Annotated in this window: 18 protein-coding genes; 17 read left to right on the plus strand and 1 reads right to left on the minus strand. The window is 60.6% G+C overall.

Annotated features, from left to right (window positions below):
- Nucleotides 1-67: 67 nt before the first annotated feature.
- From AC1DT3_RS00760 to AC1DT3_RS00815, 12 genes are read left to right on the plus strand one after another with little or no spacing between them, the layout of a single operon-like run.
- Nucleotides 68-931, plus strand: coding sequence for a branched-chain amino acid ABC transporter permease (locus tag AC1DT3_RS00760; RefSeq protein WP_477463308.1), 864 nt, complete (start codon nt 68-70; stop codon nt 929-931).
- A 27-nt stretch (nt 932-958) separates the two neighbouring features.
- Nucleotides 959-1,936 carry a branched-chain amino acid ABC transporter permease gene (locus tag AC1DT3_RS00765; protein WP_477463309.1) on the plus strand — a complete coding sequence of 326 codons (978 nt, stop codon included), beginning with the start codon at nt 959-961 and terminating at the stop codon, nt 1,934-1,936.
- Complete coding sequence (locus tag AC1DT3_RS00770; protein ID WP_477463310.1) at nt 1,933-2,697, plus strand: ABC transporter ATP-binding protein; 765 nt, start codon at nt 1,933-1,935, stop codon at nt 2,695-2,697. Before AC1DT3_RS00765 ends, AC1DT3_RS00770 begins: the two co-directional genes overlap by 4 nt.
- Entirely contained in the window at nt 2,678-3,394 is a 717-nt protein-coding gene (locus tag AC1DT3_RS00775) for an ABC transporter ATP-binding protein (protein ID WP_477463311.1), read from the plus strand. The genes AC1DT3_RS00770 and AC1DT3_RS00775 overlap by 20 nt, the downstream gene beginning before the upstream one ends.
- Before the next feature lie 8 nt (nt 3,395-3,402).
- A complete protein-coding gene (gene pcaD / locus AC1DT3_RS00780; RefSeq protein WP_477463312.1) occupies nt 3,403-4,197 on the plus strand; it encodes a 3-oxoadipate enol-lactonase in 795 nt (264 codons plus the stop codon).
- Nucleotides 4,190-4,597, plus strand: a complete 408-nt coding sequence (pcaC, locus tag AC1DT3_RS00785; protein WP_477463313.1) for a 4-carboxymuconolactone decarboxylase — start codon at nt 4,190-4,192, stop codon at nt 4,595-4,597. The genes pcaD and pcaC overlap by 8 nt, the downstream gene beginning before the upstream one ends.
- Before the next feature lie 58 nt (nt 4,598-4,655).
- Nucleotides 4,656-5,381, plus strand: coding sequence for a protocatechuate 3,4-dioxygenase subunit beta (gene pcaH, locus AC1DT3_RS00790; RefSeq protein WP_477463314.1), 726 nt, complete (start codon nt 4,656-4,658; stop codon nt 5,379-5,381).
- Nucleotides 5,381-6,007, plus strand: a complete 627-nt coding sequence (gene pcaG / locus AC1DT3_RS00795; RefSeq protein WP_477463315.1) for a protocatechuate 3,4-dioxygenase subunit alpha — start codon at nt 5,381-5,383, stop codon at nt 6,005-6,007. Before pcaH ends, pcaG begins: the two co-directional genes overlap by 1 nt.
- 20 nt (nt 6,008-6,027) lie before the next feature.
- Complete coding sequence (locus tag AC1DT3_RS00800; RefSeq protein WP_477463316.1) at nt 6,028-6,873, plus strand: CoA transferase subunit A; 846 nt, start codon at nt 6,028-6,030, stop codon at nt 6,871-6,873.
- Nucleotides 6,874-6,879: 6 nt separating this feature from the next.
- A complete protein-coding gene (locus AC1DT3_RS00805; RefSeq protein ID WP_477463317.1) occupies nt 6,880-7,659 on the plus strand; it encodes a CoA-transferase subunit beta in 780 nt (259 codons plus the stop codon).
- Between the two features lies 1 nt (nt 7,660).
- Nucleotides 7,661-8,866: a 3-oxoadipyl-CoA thiolase gene (pcaF, locus tag AC1DT3_RS00810; RefSeq protein WP_477463318.1), complete on the plus strand. Its 1,206-nt coding sequence runs from the start codon at nt 7,661-7,663 to the stop codon at nt 8,864-8,866.
- A gap of 8 nt (nt 8,867-8,874) precedes the next feature.
- The gene (locus AC1DT3_RS00815; RefSeq protein ID WP_477463319.1) at nt 8,875-9,942 is read left to right on the plus strand and encodes a 3-carboxy-cis,cis-muconate cycloisomerase; all 1,068 of its coding nucleotides are present in this window, start codon (nt 8,875-8,877) and stop codon (nt 9,940-9,942) included.
- On the opposite strand, the gene AC1DT3_RS00820 is transcribed toward AC1DT3_RS00815, so the two are convergent.
- Nucleotides 9,939-10,823 carry a helix-turn-helix domain-containing protein gene (locus AC1DT3_RS00820; RefSeq protein WP_477463320.1) on the minus strand — a complete coding sequence of 295 codons (885 nt, stop codon included), beginning with the start codon at nt 10,821-10,823 and terminating at the stop codon, nt 9,939-9,941. The two genes, AC1DT3_RS00815 and AC1DT3_RS00820, sit on opposite strands and share 4 nt — an antisense overlap.
- 129 nt (nt 10,824-10,952) lie before the next feature.
- Here AC1DT3_RS00820 and pobA point away from each other — a divergent pair, with 129 nt between their 5' ends.
- From pobA to AC1DT3_RS00845, 5 genes are all read left to right on the plus strand, one after another.
- Complete coding sequence (pobA, locus tag AC1DT3_RS00825) at nt 10,953-12,122, plus strand: 4-hydroxybenzoate 3-monooxygenase (RefSeq protein WP_477463321.1); 1,170 nt, start codon at nt 10,953-10,955, stop codon at nt 12,120-12,122.
- Nucleotides 12,123-12,207: 85 nt separating this feature from the next.
- Nucleotides 12,208-13,233 (plus strand): DmpA family aminopeptidase, encoded by a 1,026-nt coding sequence (locus AC1DT3_RS00830; protein WP_477463322.1) that lies wholly within the window; start codon nt 12,208-12,210, stop codon nt 13,231-13,233.
- A 198-nt stretch (nt 13,234-13,431) separates the two neighbouring features.
- Nucleotides 13,432-14,751, plus strand: coding sequence for an MFS transporter (locus AC1DT3_RS00835; RefSeq protein ID WP_477463323.1), 1,320 nt, complete (start codon nt 13,432-13,434; stop codon nt 14,749-14,751).
- 41 nt (nt 14,752-14,792) lie between these two features.
- On the plus strand, nt 14,793-15,851 hold the full coding sequence (locus tag AC1DT3_RS00840; RefSeq protein WP_477463324.1) for a sulfate ABC transporter substrate-binding protein: 1,059 nt from the start codon (nt 14,793-14,795) through the stop codon (nt 15,849-15,851).
- A gap of 33 nt (nt 15,852-15,884) precedes the next feature.
- Nucleotides 15,885-16,323: ABC transporter permease (locus AC1DT3_RS00845; RefSeq protein WP_477463325.1), on the plus strand; the 439-nt coding region annotated here is incomplete at its 3' end.

A 16,323-nucleotide genomic window follows, 5' to 3' on the forward strand; every position in this document is an offset into this window, starting at 1 on the left:
TCGCGCTCCTCCGCCAAATGAATGCCTTTCCGCTGGGATTTCGAACGAAAGCCGATCGAGACCTCGTATGCAGACCATCATCAGTATCGCCGTCGATGCCTTTGCTTACGGCATGGCGCTGTTCATCATCTGCATCGGCCTGTCGCTCACCATGGGTCTCATGCGGGTGGTGAACCTTGCCCACGGCGCGTTCGCCATGATCGGTGGCTACATCGCCTCCTATGCGGCCCGTGATCTCGGCGTCGGCTATGTCGCCGCGATCCTGTTGGCGATTATCGGTACGATCGCGATCTCGATCCCGATCGAACGGCTCCTTTTTCGTCGCATCTACGGAAGTCCGCAGCTGACGCAGGTGTTGATGACCATCGGCATCACCTTCTGCGTCATCGGCATCACGAACTATTTCTTCGGCCCGACGCTCAAGACGATCCCGCTGCCACCGGAACTCGCCAAACCGGTCGACATCGGATTCCGCACTGTCGCGGCGCAGCGCCTGTTCGTCATGGCGTGCGGCGTGGTCGTCGCCGGCGGATTGTGGTTTCTCATCGAGAGGACATCGTTCGGCATCCGGCTGCGCGCTGCCGTCGACAACGCCGCCATGGCGAGCGCACTCGGCGTGCGGACGGAAGTCGTCTATGCGGTGAGCTTCGCCATCGCCATGGGTCTCGCGGCCTTCGGCGGAGTGGTGGGTGCCGAGTTTCTTCCGATAGAGCCCTATTACGCCCTGCGCTACATGGTGACCTTCCTGGTCGTCGTCTCCGTCGGCGGTGCCGGCTCAATTCCCGGCGCTGTGGTCGCTTGCCTCGTGCTCGGCGCTGTCGACACCACGGGGCGCTACCTGATGCCGGATTTCGGAAACTTCTTTTTCTACGCTGCCGTGATCGCCATCGTCTGCGTGTTTCCGCGCGGCTTTTTCGGAAGGGCCCAATAGGTGCACAGCGTCGCCGGATCTCAGGCCATGGCAACAGCAGCGCCCTATGCGCGCGGCCGGATCGCGCGCGACGCGGTCGGATTGGTCGCGATCATCGTCGTCGGTCTTGCGGGATATTGGCTGTTTCCCGACAATCTCGCCTTGCTCACGCGCGTAGTCTCGATTGCGTTGCTGGCCCTGTCGCTCGATCTGATCGTCGGATATTGCGGCGTCGCGTCTCTCGGCCAGGCCGCGATGTACGGGGCCGGGGCGTACAGCGCGGGCATTGCCTGCGTCAACGGATGGACCGATCCGTTCGCGCTGATCGCCATCGGCGCCGTGGCCGGCGCGATTTCCGGGCTCGTGATGGGCGCGATCATGCTTCGCGCACATGGCCTCGCCCAGCTCGTTCTCTCCATTGCCATCGTTCAGCTGTTCCACGAGGGCGCCAACAAGGCGTCGGCCTATACTGGCGGTAGCGACGGCTTGGCGGGTTTAAATCCCAGTCCCTTGTTCGGCCTCTTTGCTTTCGATCTGTGGGGGCGCACCGCATATCTATTCGGCCTCGCTCTACTGGTCGTCATCTTCGTTCTCCTGAAAATCGTGGTGTCGTCGCCCTTCGGCATGCTGTGCCGAGGGATCAAGGAAGATCCCATCCGCATTCGGGCCATGGGAGCCTTCGTTTTCCCAGTGCTCCTTAAAATGTTCGTCATCTCTGGCGCGGTTGCCGGTGTCGGCGGTGCCCTCGGCGCGATCTCGACGCAGGTTGTCGGATTGGACAGCCTGAGCTTCGAATTGTCTGCGAACACGCTCGTGATGCTGGTTCTCGGCGGCATCGGGACGCTCTACGGCGCGCTGGTCGGCACGGTGATCTTCATGGGCTTCGAGCACATCGTCTCCGCCATCAATCCGTTCCATTGGATGACGCTTGTCGGTGCGCTCTTAATCGCGGTGGTAATCGCGGCACCTCGTGGCCTTTCCGGCGTGTTCAAGACGCTCCTCAAGGGTCGGGAGGAACGGCCATGACCGAGCTTCTTCGGGTCGAGGGCCTCATCAAGTCGTTTGGCGGCTTGGCCGTCAGCCGAAATATCTCACTCAGCATGGCCGCCGGAGAGCGAATGGCGCTGATCGGCCCCAACGGTGCCGGCAAGACCACCTTCGTCAATCTCGTCACGGGACTGATTGCACCGAGTGCCGGCCGCGTGTTTCTCGCGGGCGAGGACGCCACCCGGCTCGGCTCGGTGAGCCGCGTCCGTAAAGGACTGGTGCGTACCTTTCAGGTCACGCGTCTTTTCTCCGAGATGACGCCCGAAGAGCATGTCACACTCACGATCTTGCAGCGCGAGGGCCGCGCTTCGCGCATTCTCGGTCGGTTCACCGGAAGTTCCGAGGTCGCTGGCGAGGTTGCCGGGATTTTGTCGACGCTTGGACTCTTGGAGATCGCACGCCGGCCGGTGGCTGAGATTGCTTATGGCCAGCAACGCTTGCTCGAGATCGCCATCGCGCTCGCGCTGAAGCCCAAGGTTCTCCTTCTCGACGAACCGGCCGCCGGTGTTCCCTCGAGTGAAACGCCGCGGATCGAGCAGGCGCTAGAGCGCCTGCCCCCGAGCCTCGCCGTGCTGATGATCGAACACGACATGGACCTCGTTTTTCGTTTTGCCAAACGGGTGGTCGTGCTCTCTGCAGGCGAGATTATTTTCGAAGGGTTGCCCTCCGAAGTCGCCGCGAACGACAAAGTGCGCGAAGCCTATCTGGGAAGCTATGCACATGCCCGCAGCGTTGCTTGAAGTCAGAGGACTGAGCGCGGGCTACGGCCCGACATTGGTGTTGGAGAACCTCTCCTTCGCCGTACCGGCCGGTGCGCGGCTGACCATTCTCGGCCGCAACGGTATGGGAAAGACGACGCTGCTCTCAAGTCTGATGGGATTGAATCGTCGCTATGGCGGTGAGATCCTTGTCGACGGGTCCGACGTCGCAAGCCTCAAAAGCTCGGAGCGCTCCCGGCGCGGCATCGGCTTGGTACCGCAGACGCGCGACATCTTCCGGTCGCTGACGGTCGAGGAGAACCTCCTCGTCGGACTTAAAGATCGCCCCAAAGAAGCAATCCAGGAAGCATACGACATGTTTCCTCGCCTTCTCGAACGGCGCCGCAATCTTGGCTGGCAACTGTCCGGCGGTGAGCAGCAAATGCTGTCGACTGCGCGCACGATCCTCGGCAAACCCTCAATTCTTTTGCTCGACGAGCCGCTCGAAGGGCTGGCACCCGTGATCTGCGACGAGCTGATGGCTGCCCTGACGCGCCTCGCCGCGACGGGCGAGATGACCGTACTTCTTGTCGAGCAACGTCTCGAAAGCGCACTCGACTTTGCCGACGGCGTGATGATCCTGGAACGCGGGAAGATCGTCTGGCGGGGGACGAGCGAGGCGCTGCGGGCCGATCAGGCGCTCGTCGAGCACTATATCGGCGTCGGCTCCCTTCATTGAGACATAGCATGGCTTTTGCACGCATCGGCGACATCGTTCTGCACTACACCGTCCTCGGACGCGCCGACGCGCCCGTGCTCGTCTTCTCAAATTCGTTGGGCAGCGACCAGCGGATCTGGCAGGAGGTGATCCCCTCCTTTCTCGATCGCTACCGTGTCATCCTTTATGACAAGCGCGGCCACGGCCTCTCCGATGCGCCCGACGGCCCGTACTCGATCGACGACCATGCCGATGATCTGATCGGTCTCCTCGACCTGCTCAGAATTGCGCAAGCGGCGATTGTCGGGTTGTCGGTCGGCGGGATGATCGCTCAGCGCCTTGCCGTGCGTGCGCCGGCGCGCGTTCGCGCGCTCGTCCTTTGCGATACGGCGGCGAAGATCGGAAACCTCGATATGTGGAATCAACGCATCGCCGCAATTAAGGCGGACGGCATTGCCTCGATCGCCGATGCTATTCTGGAGCGTTGGTTTACACCCGCTTTCCGCGAGACACGCGTTGCCGAATACCGCGGCTGGCGTAACATGCTCATTCGCACGCCCACGCCCGGGTACGTCGGAACTTGCGCTACCGTGAGAGACGCGGATCTGACGGCAGATGCGGCAAGGATTTCCGCTCCAACGTTGTGCCTCGTCGGCGACCAGGATGGTTCGACACCACCCGATCTCGTCCGCGAAACGGCCAATAGAATTCCCGACGCGCGCTTCAAGGTCGTCGCTTCCGCTGGGCATTTGCCGTGCATCGAGCAACCAGCCGTCCTGAGCGTAATGATCGACACGCATTTGAGAGAGGTGGGCCATGGCTGACGAAACAAAGAAGCTGAGCGAGCTCTACGAGCGCGGTCTGGCAACCCGTCGCCAGGTGCTCGGCGATGCTCACGTCGATCGGGCCACCGCACAGATCACGCCATTCGATGCGGATTTTCAGACATTCATCACCGAGGGCGCCTGGGGTTCGGTGTGGTCGCGTCCGCATTTCACGAAGCGTGAGCGCTCGATCGTGACCATCGCGCTCCTCGCCGCCTTGGGGCAAGACGACGAAGTGGCGATGCATGTGCGCGCGACCCGCAACACCGGCGCAACTGCAGACGACATTCGGGAGGCGCTTCTGCACGTCGCAGTCTATGCGGGCGTGCCGGCTGCAAATCACGCCATCAAGATCGCGAAGAAGACTTTGGCGGAAATGGCAACGGAGTCGCAAACCTAAAGCGCCTGGGATCATGCGCCGCCTCACCGCTAGTGTGGTGCGCGAGAGGAGAGCAAATATGTCGGAGCCTGGATCCTATTTTCAGCGTGACCGGAACTGGCACCCGCCGGCTTACACGCCCACGTACAAGACATCGGTACTGCGTGCGCCGCAACGCGCTCTGCTTTCCGTCGGCAATACGATTTCGGAAATGACCGGTCCCGTCTTCGGGCATTCGATCCTCGGCGAGCGCGACAACGATCTCATTCTCAACTACGTGAAGACCGGCGAGCCGATCGGGCAGCGGATCATCGTTCACGGCCGCGTTCTCGATGAGAATGCGCGACCGGTACCGAACGCCCTGCTCGAATTCTGGCAAGCCAATGCGGGCGGTCGATACCGTCACAAGAAGGAAGGTTATCTCGCGGCGATTGACCCCAATTTCGGTGGCTGCGGTCGTACGCTAACAGACGAAGAAGGGCGCTATTGGTTTCGCACGATCAAGCCCGGCGCCTATCCTTGGCCGAATGGGGTCAACGATTGGCGGCCAGCGCATATCCACTTCTCGGTCTTCGGACACGCCTTTGCACAGCGCCTGGTCACACAGATGTATTTCGAAGGCGATCCGATGATTTGGCAATGCCCGATCGTCGCGACGATTCCCGACAAGGCAGCGGTCGAACAGCTCGTCGCTGCGCTCGATCGCAACAACACGCTGCCGATGGACGCGCTTGCCTACAAGTTCGATATCGTGCTGCGCGGCCGACGTTCCACGATGTTTGAAAACCGGATGGAGGGCAACTGATGGCTCAGAAGCTCGAGTATCTGAAAGAATCGCCGTCCCAGACGGCGGGGCCGTACGTGCATATCGGCACGACTCCCAACTGGGTGGAGATCACTGGGGTATGGGATCAGGATCTCGGTCTCGTTCTGATCAATTCGGAAACGAAGGGTGAGCGCATCATCATAAGAGGCCACGTCTATGATGGGAGCGGCGCGCCCATAAAGGACGCGCTGATCGAAATCTGGCAGGCCGATGCAGAGGGACTTTACAACTCACCCCAGGAGAAACGCGGACGGGCCGATCCGAACTTTATCGGATGGGGGCGGCAGCCGCTCAACGGCGCAACGGGTGAGTATCGGTTCGAGACGATCAAGCCCGGGTCCGTGCCCTACATCGACGGGCGACCGATGGCACCGCACATCACGTTCTGGATTGTCGCGCGCGGTATCAATATGGGTCTCCACACGCGCTTGTATTTCGGCGACGAAGACGCGGCCAATGCCGCATGTCCGGTACTTGCGCGGATCGAGCATCGAGACCGTGTATCGACGCTGGTTGCAGTCCGGTCTCAGGGAGGCGATTTGCCGACCTACACCTTCGATATTCACTTGCAGGGCGAACACGAGACTGTGTTCTTCGACATCTGACGTTATTCGAAAGCGTATCCATGGCTAAATTTCAGAGCCTCAAAGAGGCCGTCGCGGACAACCTGCGCGACGGCGACACAGTCGCCTTCGAGGGTTTCACGCATCTGATCCCGCACGCGGCCGCTCATGAAGTGATCCGTCAAGGTATCAAGGACCTCACCTTGATCCGCATGACGCCCGATATCGTCTACGACCAGATGATCGGTATGGGGCTGGCGAAAAAAGTGATCTTCTCGTACGCGGGAAATCCGGGTGTGGGGCTGCTGCGGCGCATGCGCGACGCCATCGAGAACAGCTGGCCACGGGGCATCGAAACTGTCGAGCACAGCCATGCGGCGATGGCAAACGCCTACGAGGCGGGTGCATCAGGTCTGCCTTGTGCAATCTTCCGCGGCTATCGGGGAGCTGGCCTGAAGGACGTCAACCCCGCGATCAAAAGCGTTACGTGCCCCTTCACGGGCGAAGAGCTCGCTGCCGTTCCCGCTCATCGGCCGGATGTGTCCTTCGTACACGCGCAGCGCGCCAACAAGCGCGGCGACATTCTCGTCGAGGGGATTATCGGCGTGCAGAAGGAAGCTGTTCTGGCTGCCAAGCGCGCTGTCGTAACGGTCGAAGAAATTGTCGATGATTTCGAAGACCTGCACCCCAATCTGTGCGTCCTTCCACATTGGACGATCGCCTCCGTCGTGCATGTTCCTGGAGGCGCCCACCCTTCCTATACGCACGGCTATTATGACCGCGACAACGCCGCCTACCTCGCTTGGGATAAGATTTCCGCCGATCGCGACCTCTTTACTCAATGGATGAAGGCGAACGTGTTTGACGTCGGTCCGGAAGTGTTTGCCGACCGCGTGCGGGGCTTGTGAGGAACGATGTCCGATTTCACTCCCACGGAAATGATGACCATCGCCGCCGCGCGTGCGTTGTCCAACGACGATGTCTGTTTTGTCGGTATCGGCGCCCCTTCGGCAGCCTGCAACGTCGCCCGGTTGACGCACGCGCCCGACATTACTCTCATCTACGAGAGCGGAACCATTGGAACTGCGCCGAATGTTCTGCCACTGTCGATCGGGGACGGCGAGTTGTGCGAGACGGCGCTGACGACAGTGTCGGTGCCTGAGATGTTCCGCTATTGGCTGCAAGGCGGCCGCATTTCGATCGGCTTTCTGGGCGCCGCTCAGCTCGACCGGTTCGGCAATATCAACACCACTGTGATCGGCAACTACCACCACCCCAAAGTGCGCCTACCCGGAGGTGGCGGCGCACCGGAGATCGCCACGTCCTGCAAAGAGGTGTATATCACCATGAAGCAGACGACGCGCGGAATGGTGGAGAAAATTGACTTCTTCACCTCGTTCGGGCATGGCGACGGCGGCGATCATCGCCGGCGAATTGGCATCGAGACGAAGGGGCCGTCCCTTCTCATTACCGATCTCGCTCTGTGGCGACCGGATCCGGAGACAAAGGAATTCACAGTCGTTTCCATCCATCCCGGAGTCACGCGCGATCAGGTGCAGGAAACATGCGGGTGGAAAGTGCGTTTCGCGGAAGACATTGCCGAAACACCCTCTCCGAACGCGCTTGAATTGTCGACGCTGCGCGATCTACAAGCACGGACGGAACGTGCCCACGGCGGAAAGAAAGGGCTTTAGGATGCGGGACGCTTACCTTTGCGCTTATGTACGAACACCGATCGGTCGCTACGGCGGCGTTTTGTCTGGTGTGCGCACCGACGACCTTGGCGCCATTCCATTGAAAGCTCTCATGGATCGAAATCCCAAGGTCGATTTCGCGGCGGTCGACGATGTGATTTACGGTTGCGCCAACCAGGCGGGTGAGGATAATCGCAACGTCGCGCGCATGGCGCTCTTGCTCGCGGGCTTGCCGGACACCGTTTCAGGAACGACCATCAACCGTCTGTGCGGCTCCGGCATGGACGCGATCATCACCGCAGCGCGCGCCGTGAAGGCCGGCGAGGCAGAGTTGATGATCGCGGGCGGTGTCGAATCCATGTCGCGGGCTCCGTTCGTCCTTCCGAAAGCGCAGACAGCGTTCGCGCGCAGCAACGAGATCCACGACACGACGATTGGTTGGCGCTTCATCAATCCGCTGATGAAGGCGCAGTACGGTGTCGATTCCATGCCGGAGACCGGCGAGAACGTCGCCGAAGACTTCAAGGTCTCCCGCGCCGATCAGGACGCTTTCGCGCTTCGTTCGCAACAGAAGGCAGTGGCGGCCCAGGACAACGGCCGCTTGGCTCGGGAAATCGTCCCCATTTCGCTCCCGCAGCGGAAGGGAGATCCCGTCGTCGTCGACAAGGACGAGCACCCGCGCGCCGATACGACACTCGAGGCGCTGGCGAAGCTCACGACCCCGTTTCGCAAGAACGGCACCGTGACCGCGGGCAACGCATCCGGCGTCAATGACGGTGCGGCTGCGGTGATCATCGCATCCGAAGCCGCAATGAAGAAGTATGGTCTCGAGCCCATCGCCCGCATTGTCGGTGGCGCGACTGCAGGCGTTCCGCCTCGCATCATGGGTATCGGACCGACCCATGCGACGCGCAAGCTCTGCGCGCGCCTCGGTCTGAAGCCCACGGATTTCGATGTTGTCGAACTCAATGAAGCCTTCGCGAGCCAAGGCATTGCCGTCCTGCGTGAACTTGGTATCGCCGAAGATGCGGAGCACGTGAATCCGAATGGTGGCGCGATTGCGCTCGGCCATCCGCTCGGCATGTCCGGTGCGCGGATCACGGGGACGGCGGCGCTCGAACTCCACCTCCGCGGCAAGAAGAGGGCGCTCGCGACGATGTGCATCGGCGTCGGGCAGGGCATTTCAATCGCGCTCGAGGCGGTTTAAGCTCAAGCATGACATCGAAAAGCCTCAACACCTCATTGCTGCAAGCTCTTGTCGGCGACCAGGAGGTAGAGACGCTTTTCTCCGATCGGTGCGAGTTAAATTCCCTTCTGGAAGCCGAGGCGGCCCTTGCCGAGGCGGGGGCCGAAGCCGGTCTGATCGAGAATGCCGCTGCCAGGCGGATTGTCGATGTATGTGGAAATTTTCAGCCGGACTGGGACAGTCTTCGTCGCGGGCTTGCCCAGGACGGGGTGGTCGTCCCCGAACTCATCAAGCAATTGCGGAGCGAGGTCGGGGAGCCTTATACGACTGCCGTCCACAAGGGGGCGACGAGTCAGGACATCATCGACACCGCCCTCATGATCAGGCTGAACGCGGCGACGGCGATTTTCTCGCGACGGCTCGAAGCACACATCGACAACCTTGAGGCGGTTCGCGCGCGCGACGGTGCCGTAGTCATAGCGGCTCACACACGCATGCAGGTGGCGCTTCCCTTCACCGTGAACGACAAAATTGCCACCTGGATCGCGCCTTTACGACGCCACCACCACATCCTTCGCACGCGCTTGCCGGAACTGATGGCCGTGCAACTCGGCGGACCGATCGGGACGCGCCGTGAGTTCGAGGGGAGAGGAGATGCCGTTGCAGCGAGTATGGCCAAGCGCCTTGGTTTGGTCGACGCGGCTCCTTGGCATTCGCAACGCGATCGGATCGGTGAAATCGCCGCGTGGTTCGCTAACCTATCAGGCACGCTCGGCAAGATCGGACAAGACATCGCTCTGTTGGCACAGAACGAGGTTGGTGCGCTGCAGCTGTCGCGTGGTGGCGGCTCATCTGCGATGCCGCACAAATCGAACCCGGTGGCCGCAGAGATTTTAGTCGCGTTGGCACGTTTCAACGCGGGTCTGCTCGGCACGCTGCACCAGGCTCTCGTTCACGAGAACGAGCGTTCTGGAGCAGCCTGGACGCTCGAATGGATGACGCTTCCACAGGTGGTCGTCACCGCAGCATCTGGTCTGGCTCATGCTCAGACGCTCGTGGATTCGATGCGGTTTTCGCCAGTGGATGAAAACCGCTAAAGGACCGTACTTCTCTGCCGCGTTCGAAACGCAATCGGTGACATACCAGTCTCGCGCTTGAAGAACCGTGTGAAGTAGGCCGGATCCTCGAAGGAGAGTGACAGAGCGATCTCTTTCGCACTCAGCGATGTGAACGTAAGGTAGCGCTTCGCTTCGAGGACAAGGCGTTTGTGGACGATCCCAAGCGCCGAAGCGCCCAGATGTTCGTTGCAGATGCGGTTCAGGTGTGTCGGTGTGAGCCCGAGGCGTTGAGCGTAAGTCGCAATTGAAACGTGGTCGCGATAGTCGTGATCGACCATCTGGCGAAAGCGCATCGCGTGGTCGAGCGCCCGTGCATGGGGCCCGCGTGGGTGAACCGCCGAGCCTTGGATGCGATCGAGAGCGATCATCACCAAGGCGAGCCGTGCTTCGATGGCGCCGAGTCGACCAGGAGCGCGACCTTCGAACTCGGCTCCAACGATACCGAGGTCCATCGCGATTGTACGCGCGATTGCAGGATGCGGGGCGAGGGAGACCAATTGCGCTTCTTGAAACCGCGTCTGCATGTCGCCGATCATACCGCGCAGGATTGGGTCCAGGCGATTTTCAAATAATGTCAGGACCGATCCGACGATGTCGCGCGAGAACGTGTAGCCGTGCACCACCATTGGGGGCAGGGTGACGATGCACGGCGCGACCAGCGTCACAGCCCTGTTGTCGACGAGAATATCCGCAGCGCCGGATGTGATGTGAAGGATTTGGAACAGCCGCTCGTGGCGATGGGGCTCGATCCGGTAATTGTGCAAGCGGCTTCGCGACTGGATCGTCTCGCAGTGAATCCAATCAGCGCTCAGATCGTCATTAAATTCGCCGTAAAGGGCATAGGTCGGAATGCGCGACATGGATGTGTGCCAGCTGCCGGTGATGTTCGAATTGTCCTATTCTATGCCCGCTTTGTCCATTGGCGATCGGCGGTGTCGAGCGCATTTTCAATCCAGAAGCGGCCTGGAGCCGCCGTGGAGGAGGCCGGCATGAGGACGAAGGTCGCGATCATCGGCGCGGGTCCCGCCGGACTTCTGTTGGGCCGCTTGCTGGAGAACCAGGGCATCGAGACGATCATTCTCGAAAGACGAAGCGAAGCTTATGTCTTAGGCCGCATTCGTGCGGGAGTTCTGGAACAGGGCACGGTGGAGATCCTTGAGCATGCGGGCGTCAGCGAGCGCATGCATGCCGAGGGTCTTGTCCACGACGGTGTCGAATTCTGCTTCGATGGCGATCGCCATCGCTTCGATTTTCGCGAATTGATCGATCGTACTGTCACGGTCTACGGACAGACCGAGGTGACGCGCGACTTGATGCATGCGCGCGCCGCATCGGGTGCCGTGACTGTCTACGAGGCCCAGGACGTCTCGCTTCACGATTTCGACACCGACAGGCCTACGGTTCGATACGTCAAAGACGGCGCCTCCGTCGAGATCGCATGCGACTTCATCGCTGGATGTGACGGCTTTCACGGTGTCTCGCGCGCGAGCGTCCCACAAGAGGCCCTGCGGATGTTCGAGCGGGTTTATCCTTTCGGCTGGCTTGGCGTGCTCGTGGACCAGCCCCCGGTCGCAGACGAGTTGATCTACGCCCATCACCAGCGCGGCTTCGCGCTCTGTTCGATGCGATCGGCGACGCGCAGCCGGTACTACCTGCAGGTCGCCTCGGATGAGAAGATCGAGGCGTGGTCCGATCAACGGTTCTGGGATGAGTTGCGTCGAAGGCTCGACGAGGAGACTGCGGCCGGTATCAAGGCCGGCCCGTCGATTGAAAAATCGATTGCGCCGTTGCGAAGTTTCGTTGCCGAGCCACTCCGCTTCGGCTCATTGTTCTTGGCGGGCGATGCGGCCCACATCGTCCCACCGACAGGGGCCAAAGGCCTCAACCTTGCAGCGAGCGACGTGTGGTGCCTCGCCCAGGCCCTGACAGAGTTCTATGCCGAGCGCTCGTCCGCCGGAATCGAGCATTACTCGGCGCGCGTCCTCGGGCGCGTTTGGAAAGCGGAGCGCTTCTCCTGGTGGATGACCTCGATCCTGCATACCTTTCCCGACACCGATTCGTTTGGTCGACGGATTCAGAGGGCCGAATTTGACTACCTGGTCGCTTCGCAAGCCGCGGCGCGCGCGCTGGCTGAGAATTATACTGGGCTCCCGATCTAGTCGAACACGGCATGCCAGCCTCCGCTTGCGATCACCCGCCGGGAGACCTAGACCTGAGACTTGCCTCTCCGACGAGTGATTCCTGATGAAATTGGCGCGTGATTTTGGTTTGACATTTGGAGACCTGCCCACAGGCCCCAACAACGGCATTACCGACGTACCTGGCGTTCGAGTCGGTCACGCGACGATCATCGAGGGTGAGCTGCGAACCGGCGTGACAGCCATCGTCCCGTCAGAGAGCAATCTCTATCGTGCGAAAGTTCGCGCTGCGGCCGACGTCATTAACGGATTTGGAAAGAGCGTCGGATTGGTTCAAGTCGACGAACTCGGTGCGCTCGAAACGCCTCTCCTGCTCACCAACACGTTGAGCGTCGGAACGTGTGCGAACGCTCTGATCCGCCGTGCCATAGCGGCCAATCCCGACATTGGGCGTACGACCGCGACGGTCAATCCCGTCGTGTGCGAATGCAACGACGGCTGGCTGAATGATATTCAAGCGATGGCCGTAACGGAGGAAGCGGCGTTTGCCGCGCTGGATTGCGCCGCTGGCGGACCGGTCGGCCAAGGCGCCGTTGGGGCCGGCACTGGAATGAGCTGTTTCGGTTTCAAGGGCGGCATCGGGACGGCGTCGCGCCGCCTGGTGCTCGATGAGCGAGACCATCATCTTGGTGTTCTCGTGCTGGCGAATTTCGGCAAAGCGGGCGATCTCATTCTTCCCGATGGCCGCAGACCGGTTCCGGTCGCACCACCGCAGACGGAGAAGGGCTCGGTGATCGCCATCATCGCGACGGATATTCCATTGGAGTACCGGCAGCTCCGACGCGTCGCCAGACGTTGCGGCGCTGGATTCGCTCGCCTTGGGGCGTTCTGGGGCCACGGCAGTGGTGACATCGGGCTCGCGTTTTCCACCGCCTCGCCGATCGATCACGATGCGGGGCGCGATATCGTCGCGATGCAGAGCCTGAACGAGGACCGGATCGACGATCTGTTTCGCGCCACGACCGACGCGACGCAGGAGGCCGTTCTCAACGCCATGTGCGCGGCTGCTGCAATGGTGGGACGATCGGGGCATGGCCGGCCGTCCCTAGGGGATTGGCTGGCCGTCGGCTAGTGCGCCGCGATCCTTGTCTGCGCTCCCAAAGGTTGCATATGACGCAACCCAGCCATTGCCATAGCTGCACTGTATCCCTCCCAGAAGGTGCTATTTCGATCCCTTGAATTGCAAACATCGGTGCGCAATGGCCGCAATCATCCGGATCATGCGGGGATTTGCGTTGCGGATCGTTCAGACGCGAGAGGACACGCACCAATGAATACAAGCGCCGCTGTGCCGACCATGAGTCAAAGCGCCGATGTTCCGACAAATCGATTGAAATCGATCCTCGGTGGATCGGCCGGCAATATGGTCGAATGGTATGATTGGTATGTCTATTCGGCCTTCACGCTCTACTTCGCGCCCATCTTTTTCCCGAAAGCCGATCAGACGGCGCAACTTCTTGATGCGGCAGCGATTTTTGCAGTCGGCTTCGTCATGCGGCCTATCGGGGCGTGGATCATGGGAATCTATGCCGACCGGAAAGGTCGCAAAGCGGGCCTGACGCTTTCCGTGACCCTCATGTGTCTTGGATCCATGATGATCGCGGTGACACCCGGGTACGACAAGATTGGGTATTTCGCCCCCATGGTTCTCGTCTTTGCACGATTGCTTCAGGGAATTAGCGTCGGTGGCGAATATGGTGCCAGTGCAACGTATCTGAGTGAGATGGCCGGAAAAAATAGGCGTGGCTTCTTTTCGAGTTTTCAGTACGTCACCCTGATTTCCGGGCAGCTCCTCGCCCTCGCGGTCCTGCTCATTCTTCAGGCGACGCTGTCACCCCAGGATCTCGAGCAATGGGGTTGGCGTATTCCCTTCGCCATCGGCGGCGTTCTCGCGATCGTGGTGTATTACATCCGGCGAGGGTTGGCGGAGACCCAATCCTTCAAGAATGCGCAATCGGCGCAAGCCAAGCAGCGTTCGAGCGGTTGGACGCTGTTCGTCAAGTATCCCCGCGAAGCCTTTACCGTGCTCGCCCTGACGGCGGGGGGCACACTGGCCTTCTACGCCTATAGCACCTACCTCCAGAAGTTCCTCGTCAACACGTCGGGCTTCAGCCGCGAAACGGCAAGCCAGATCATGACGGCGGCGTTGTTCATTTTCATGATCATCCAGCCTGTGGCGGGTGGCCTGTCCGACCGTGTTGGACGCAAGCCCCTGATGGTCGGTTTCGGCGTTCTCGGCGTCATTTTCACCTATCCGATCTTCACTGCGCTCTCCGGGGCGCAGGATCCCTATGTGGCCTTCGCGCTGGTGATGGCGGCCCTTTTGATCGTGACCGGCTACACGTCGATCAATGCGGTGGTGAAGGCCGAGCTCTTCCCGGCGCACATTCGCGCCCTAGGTGTGGCTCTACCCTATGCGCTCGCCAACACGATCTTCGGTGGAACCGCAGAGTACGTGGCGCTTTGGTTCAAACAGCAAGGCATGGAGAGCGGGTTCTTCTGGTACGTCACGATCATGATCGGTCTGTCGCTCATCGTGTACATTCGTATGCGCGATACGAGACAGCACAGCCTCATCGAGGAGGATTGAGGCTGGCTGACCGGTCGATCACGCAAGAAGGAGGATTTCGTATGTTGCATCGAGTCTTCAATCTGGTTTCATCGACCGAACGGCCTCTCAACGGCGTTTGGCGCATTTGCGCCATCGCCCTTCTGGCGCTGGCGGCCATTCTGGGCGGTCCCGGAGCGGGATCGGCTCAGACGGCCCTGCTCAACGTGTCTTACGACCCCACGCGGGAGCTCTACCGGGAAATCAACCAAGCGTTCTCGGACGAATGGAAAAAGCAGACCGGCGAATCGATCGTGGTCCGTGCCTCTCATGGTGGCTCCGGAGCTCAGGCTCGTACGGTGATCGACGGCATTGACGCCGATGTGGTGACACTCGGCATTCCGTCCGATATCGATGCCATCGCGAAGCTGACAGGCAAGATACCTGCCGATTGGCGCAGTCGCTTGCCGAACAATGCGATGCCCTACACCTCGACTGTCGTCTTCATCGTCCGAAAGGGAAACCCTAAGGGGATCAAGGACTGGGACGATCTCGCAAAACCCGATGTTCAGGTCATCACTCCCAATCCAAAGACATCCGCCGGCGGTCGCTGGAATTTCCTCGCCGCCTGGGGCTACGCACAGGAGAAGGAAGGCAGTGCCGAGAAGGCGAGGGAATTCGTCACCGCCATCTACAAGAAGGTCCCCGTGCTCGACACAGGCGCGCGCGGGTCGACCGTCACCTTCGCACAGCGGGGTCTCGGTGACGTTCTTCCTGCCTGGGAAAATGAAGCGTTTCTCATTCTCGAGGAGTTCGGCCGTGACAAGTTCGAGATCATCGTGCCCAGCATGTCGATCTTGGCGGAGCCCCCGGTTGCTCTCGTCGCAGGGAACGTCGACAAGAAGGGAACACGCAAAGCGGCTGAGGCGTATCTTCAGTTTCTCTACACTGACAAGGCACAGTCCATCTTCGCGAAGCACCGCTATCGTCCGAGCAAGGCCGATGCGGTAGCGAAGGAGGATCTTGCGCTTCTGCCCCAATTGAAGCTTTTCACGATCGAATCCCTTCAGGGAAATTGGGATGACATCCAGAAGAAAAATTTCGATAGTGGTGGGATCTTCGATCAGATCAGCAGGCGATAACGGTCAGTGGTGACATCTTGTAAGCGGTAACTCATGGCGCACGCTCTGGAATCAAAGTTTCGCTTCCGACGACAGAGCGTGATCCCGGGCTTCGGGATCACCTTCGGCTACACGCTGCTCTATCTGGCATTGATTGTGCTTTTGCCACTTGGCGCCCTAATCTTGCGCGCGTCGAGCGTCGGGATGGACGGAGTGATCGCGACGGCAACGGAACCGCGTGTCATCGCCGCCCTTAAAATCAGTTTCGGCGTCTCGTTCGTCGCGGCGCTCGTCGCGGCGTTCTTCGGTCTTCTGGTGGCGTGGGTGCTGACGCGTTACGACTTCGTCGGACGTGGCCTCATGGATGCGATGGTGGATCTGCCTTTCGCGTTGCCGACGGCCGTCGCCGGCATTGCCCTTGTCGCGCTTTATGCACCGAATGGATGGCTTGGGGCGCTCCTTGCGCCGTTTGGCATCAAGGTCGCCTATACAC

Source organism: Microvirga sp. P4_G7 (assembly GCF_056401005.1).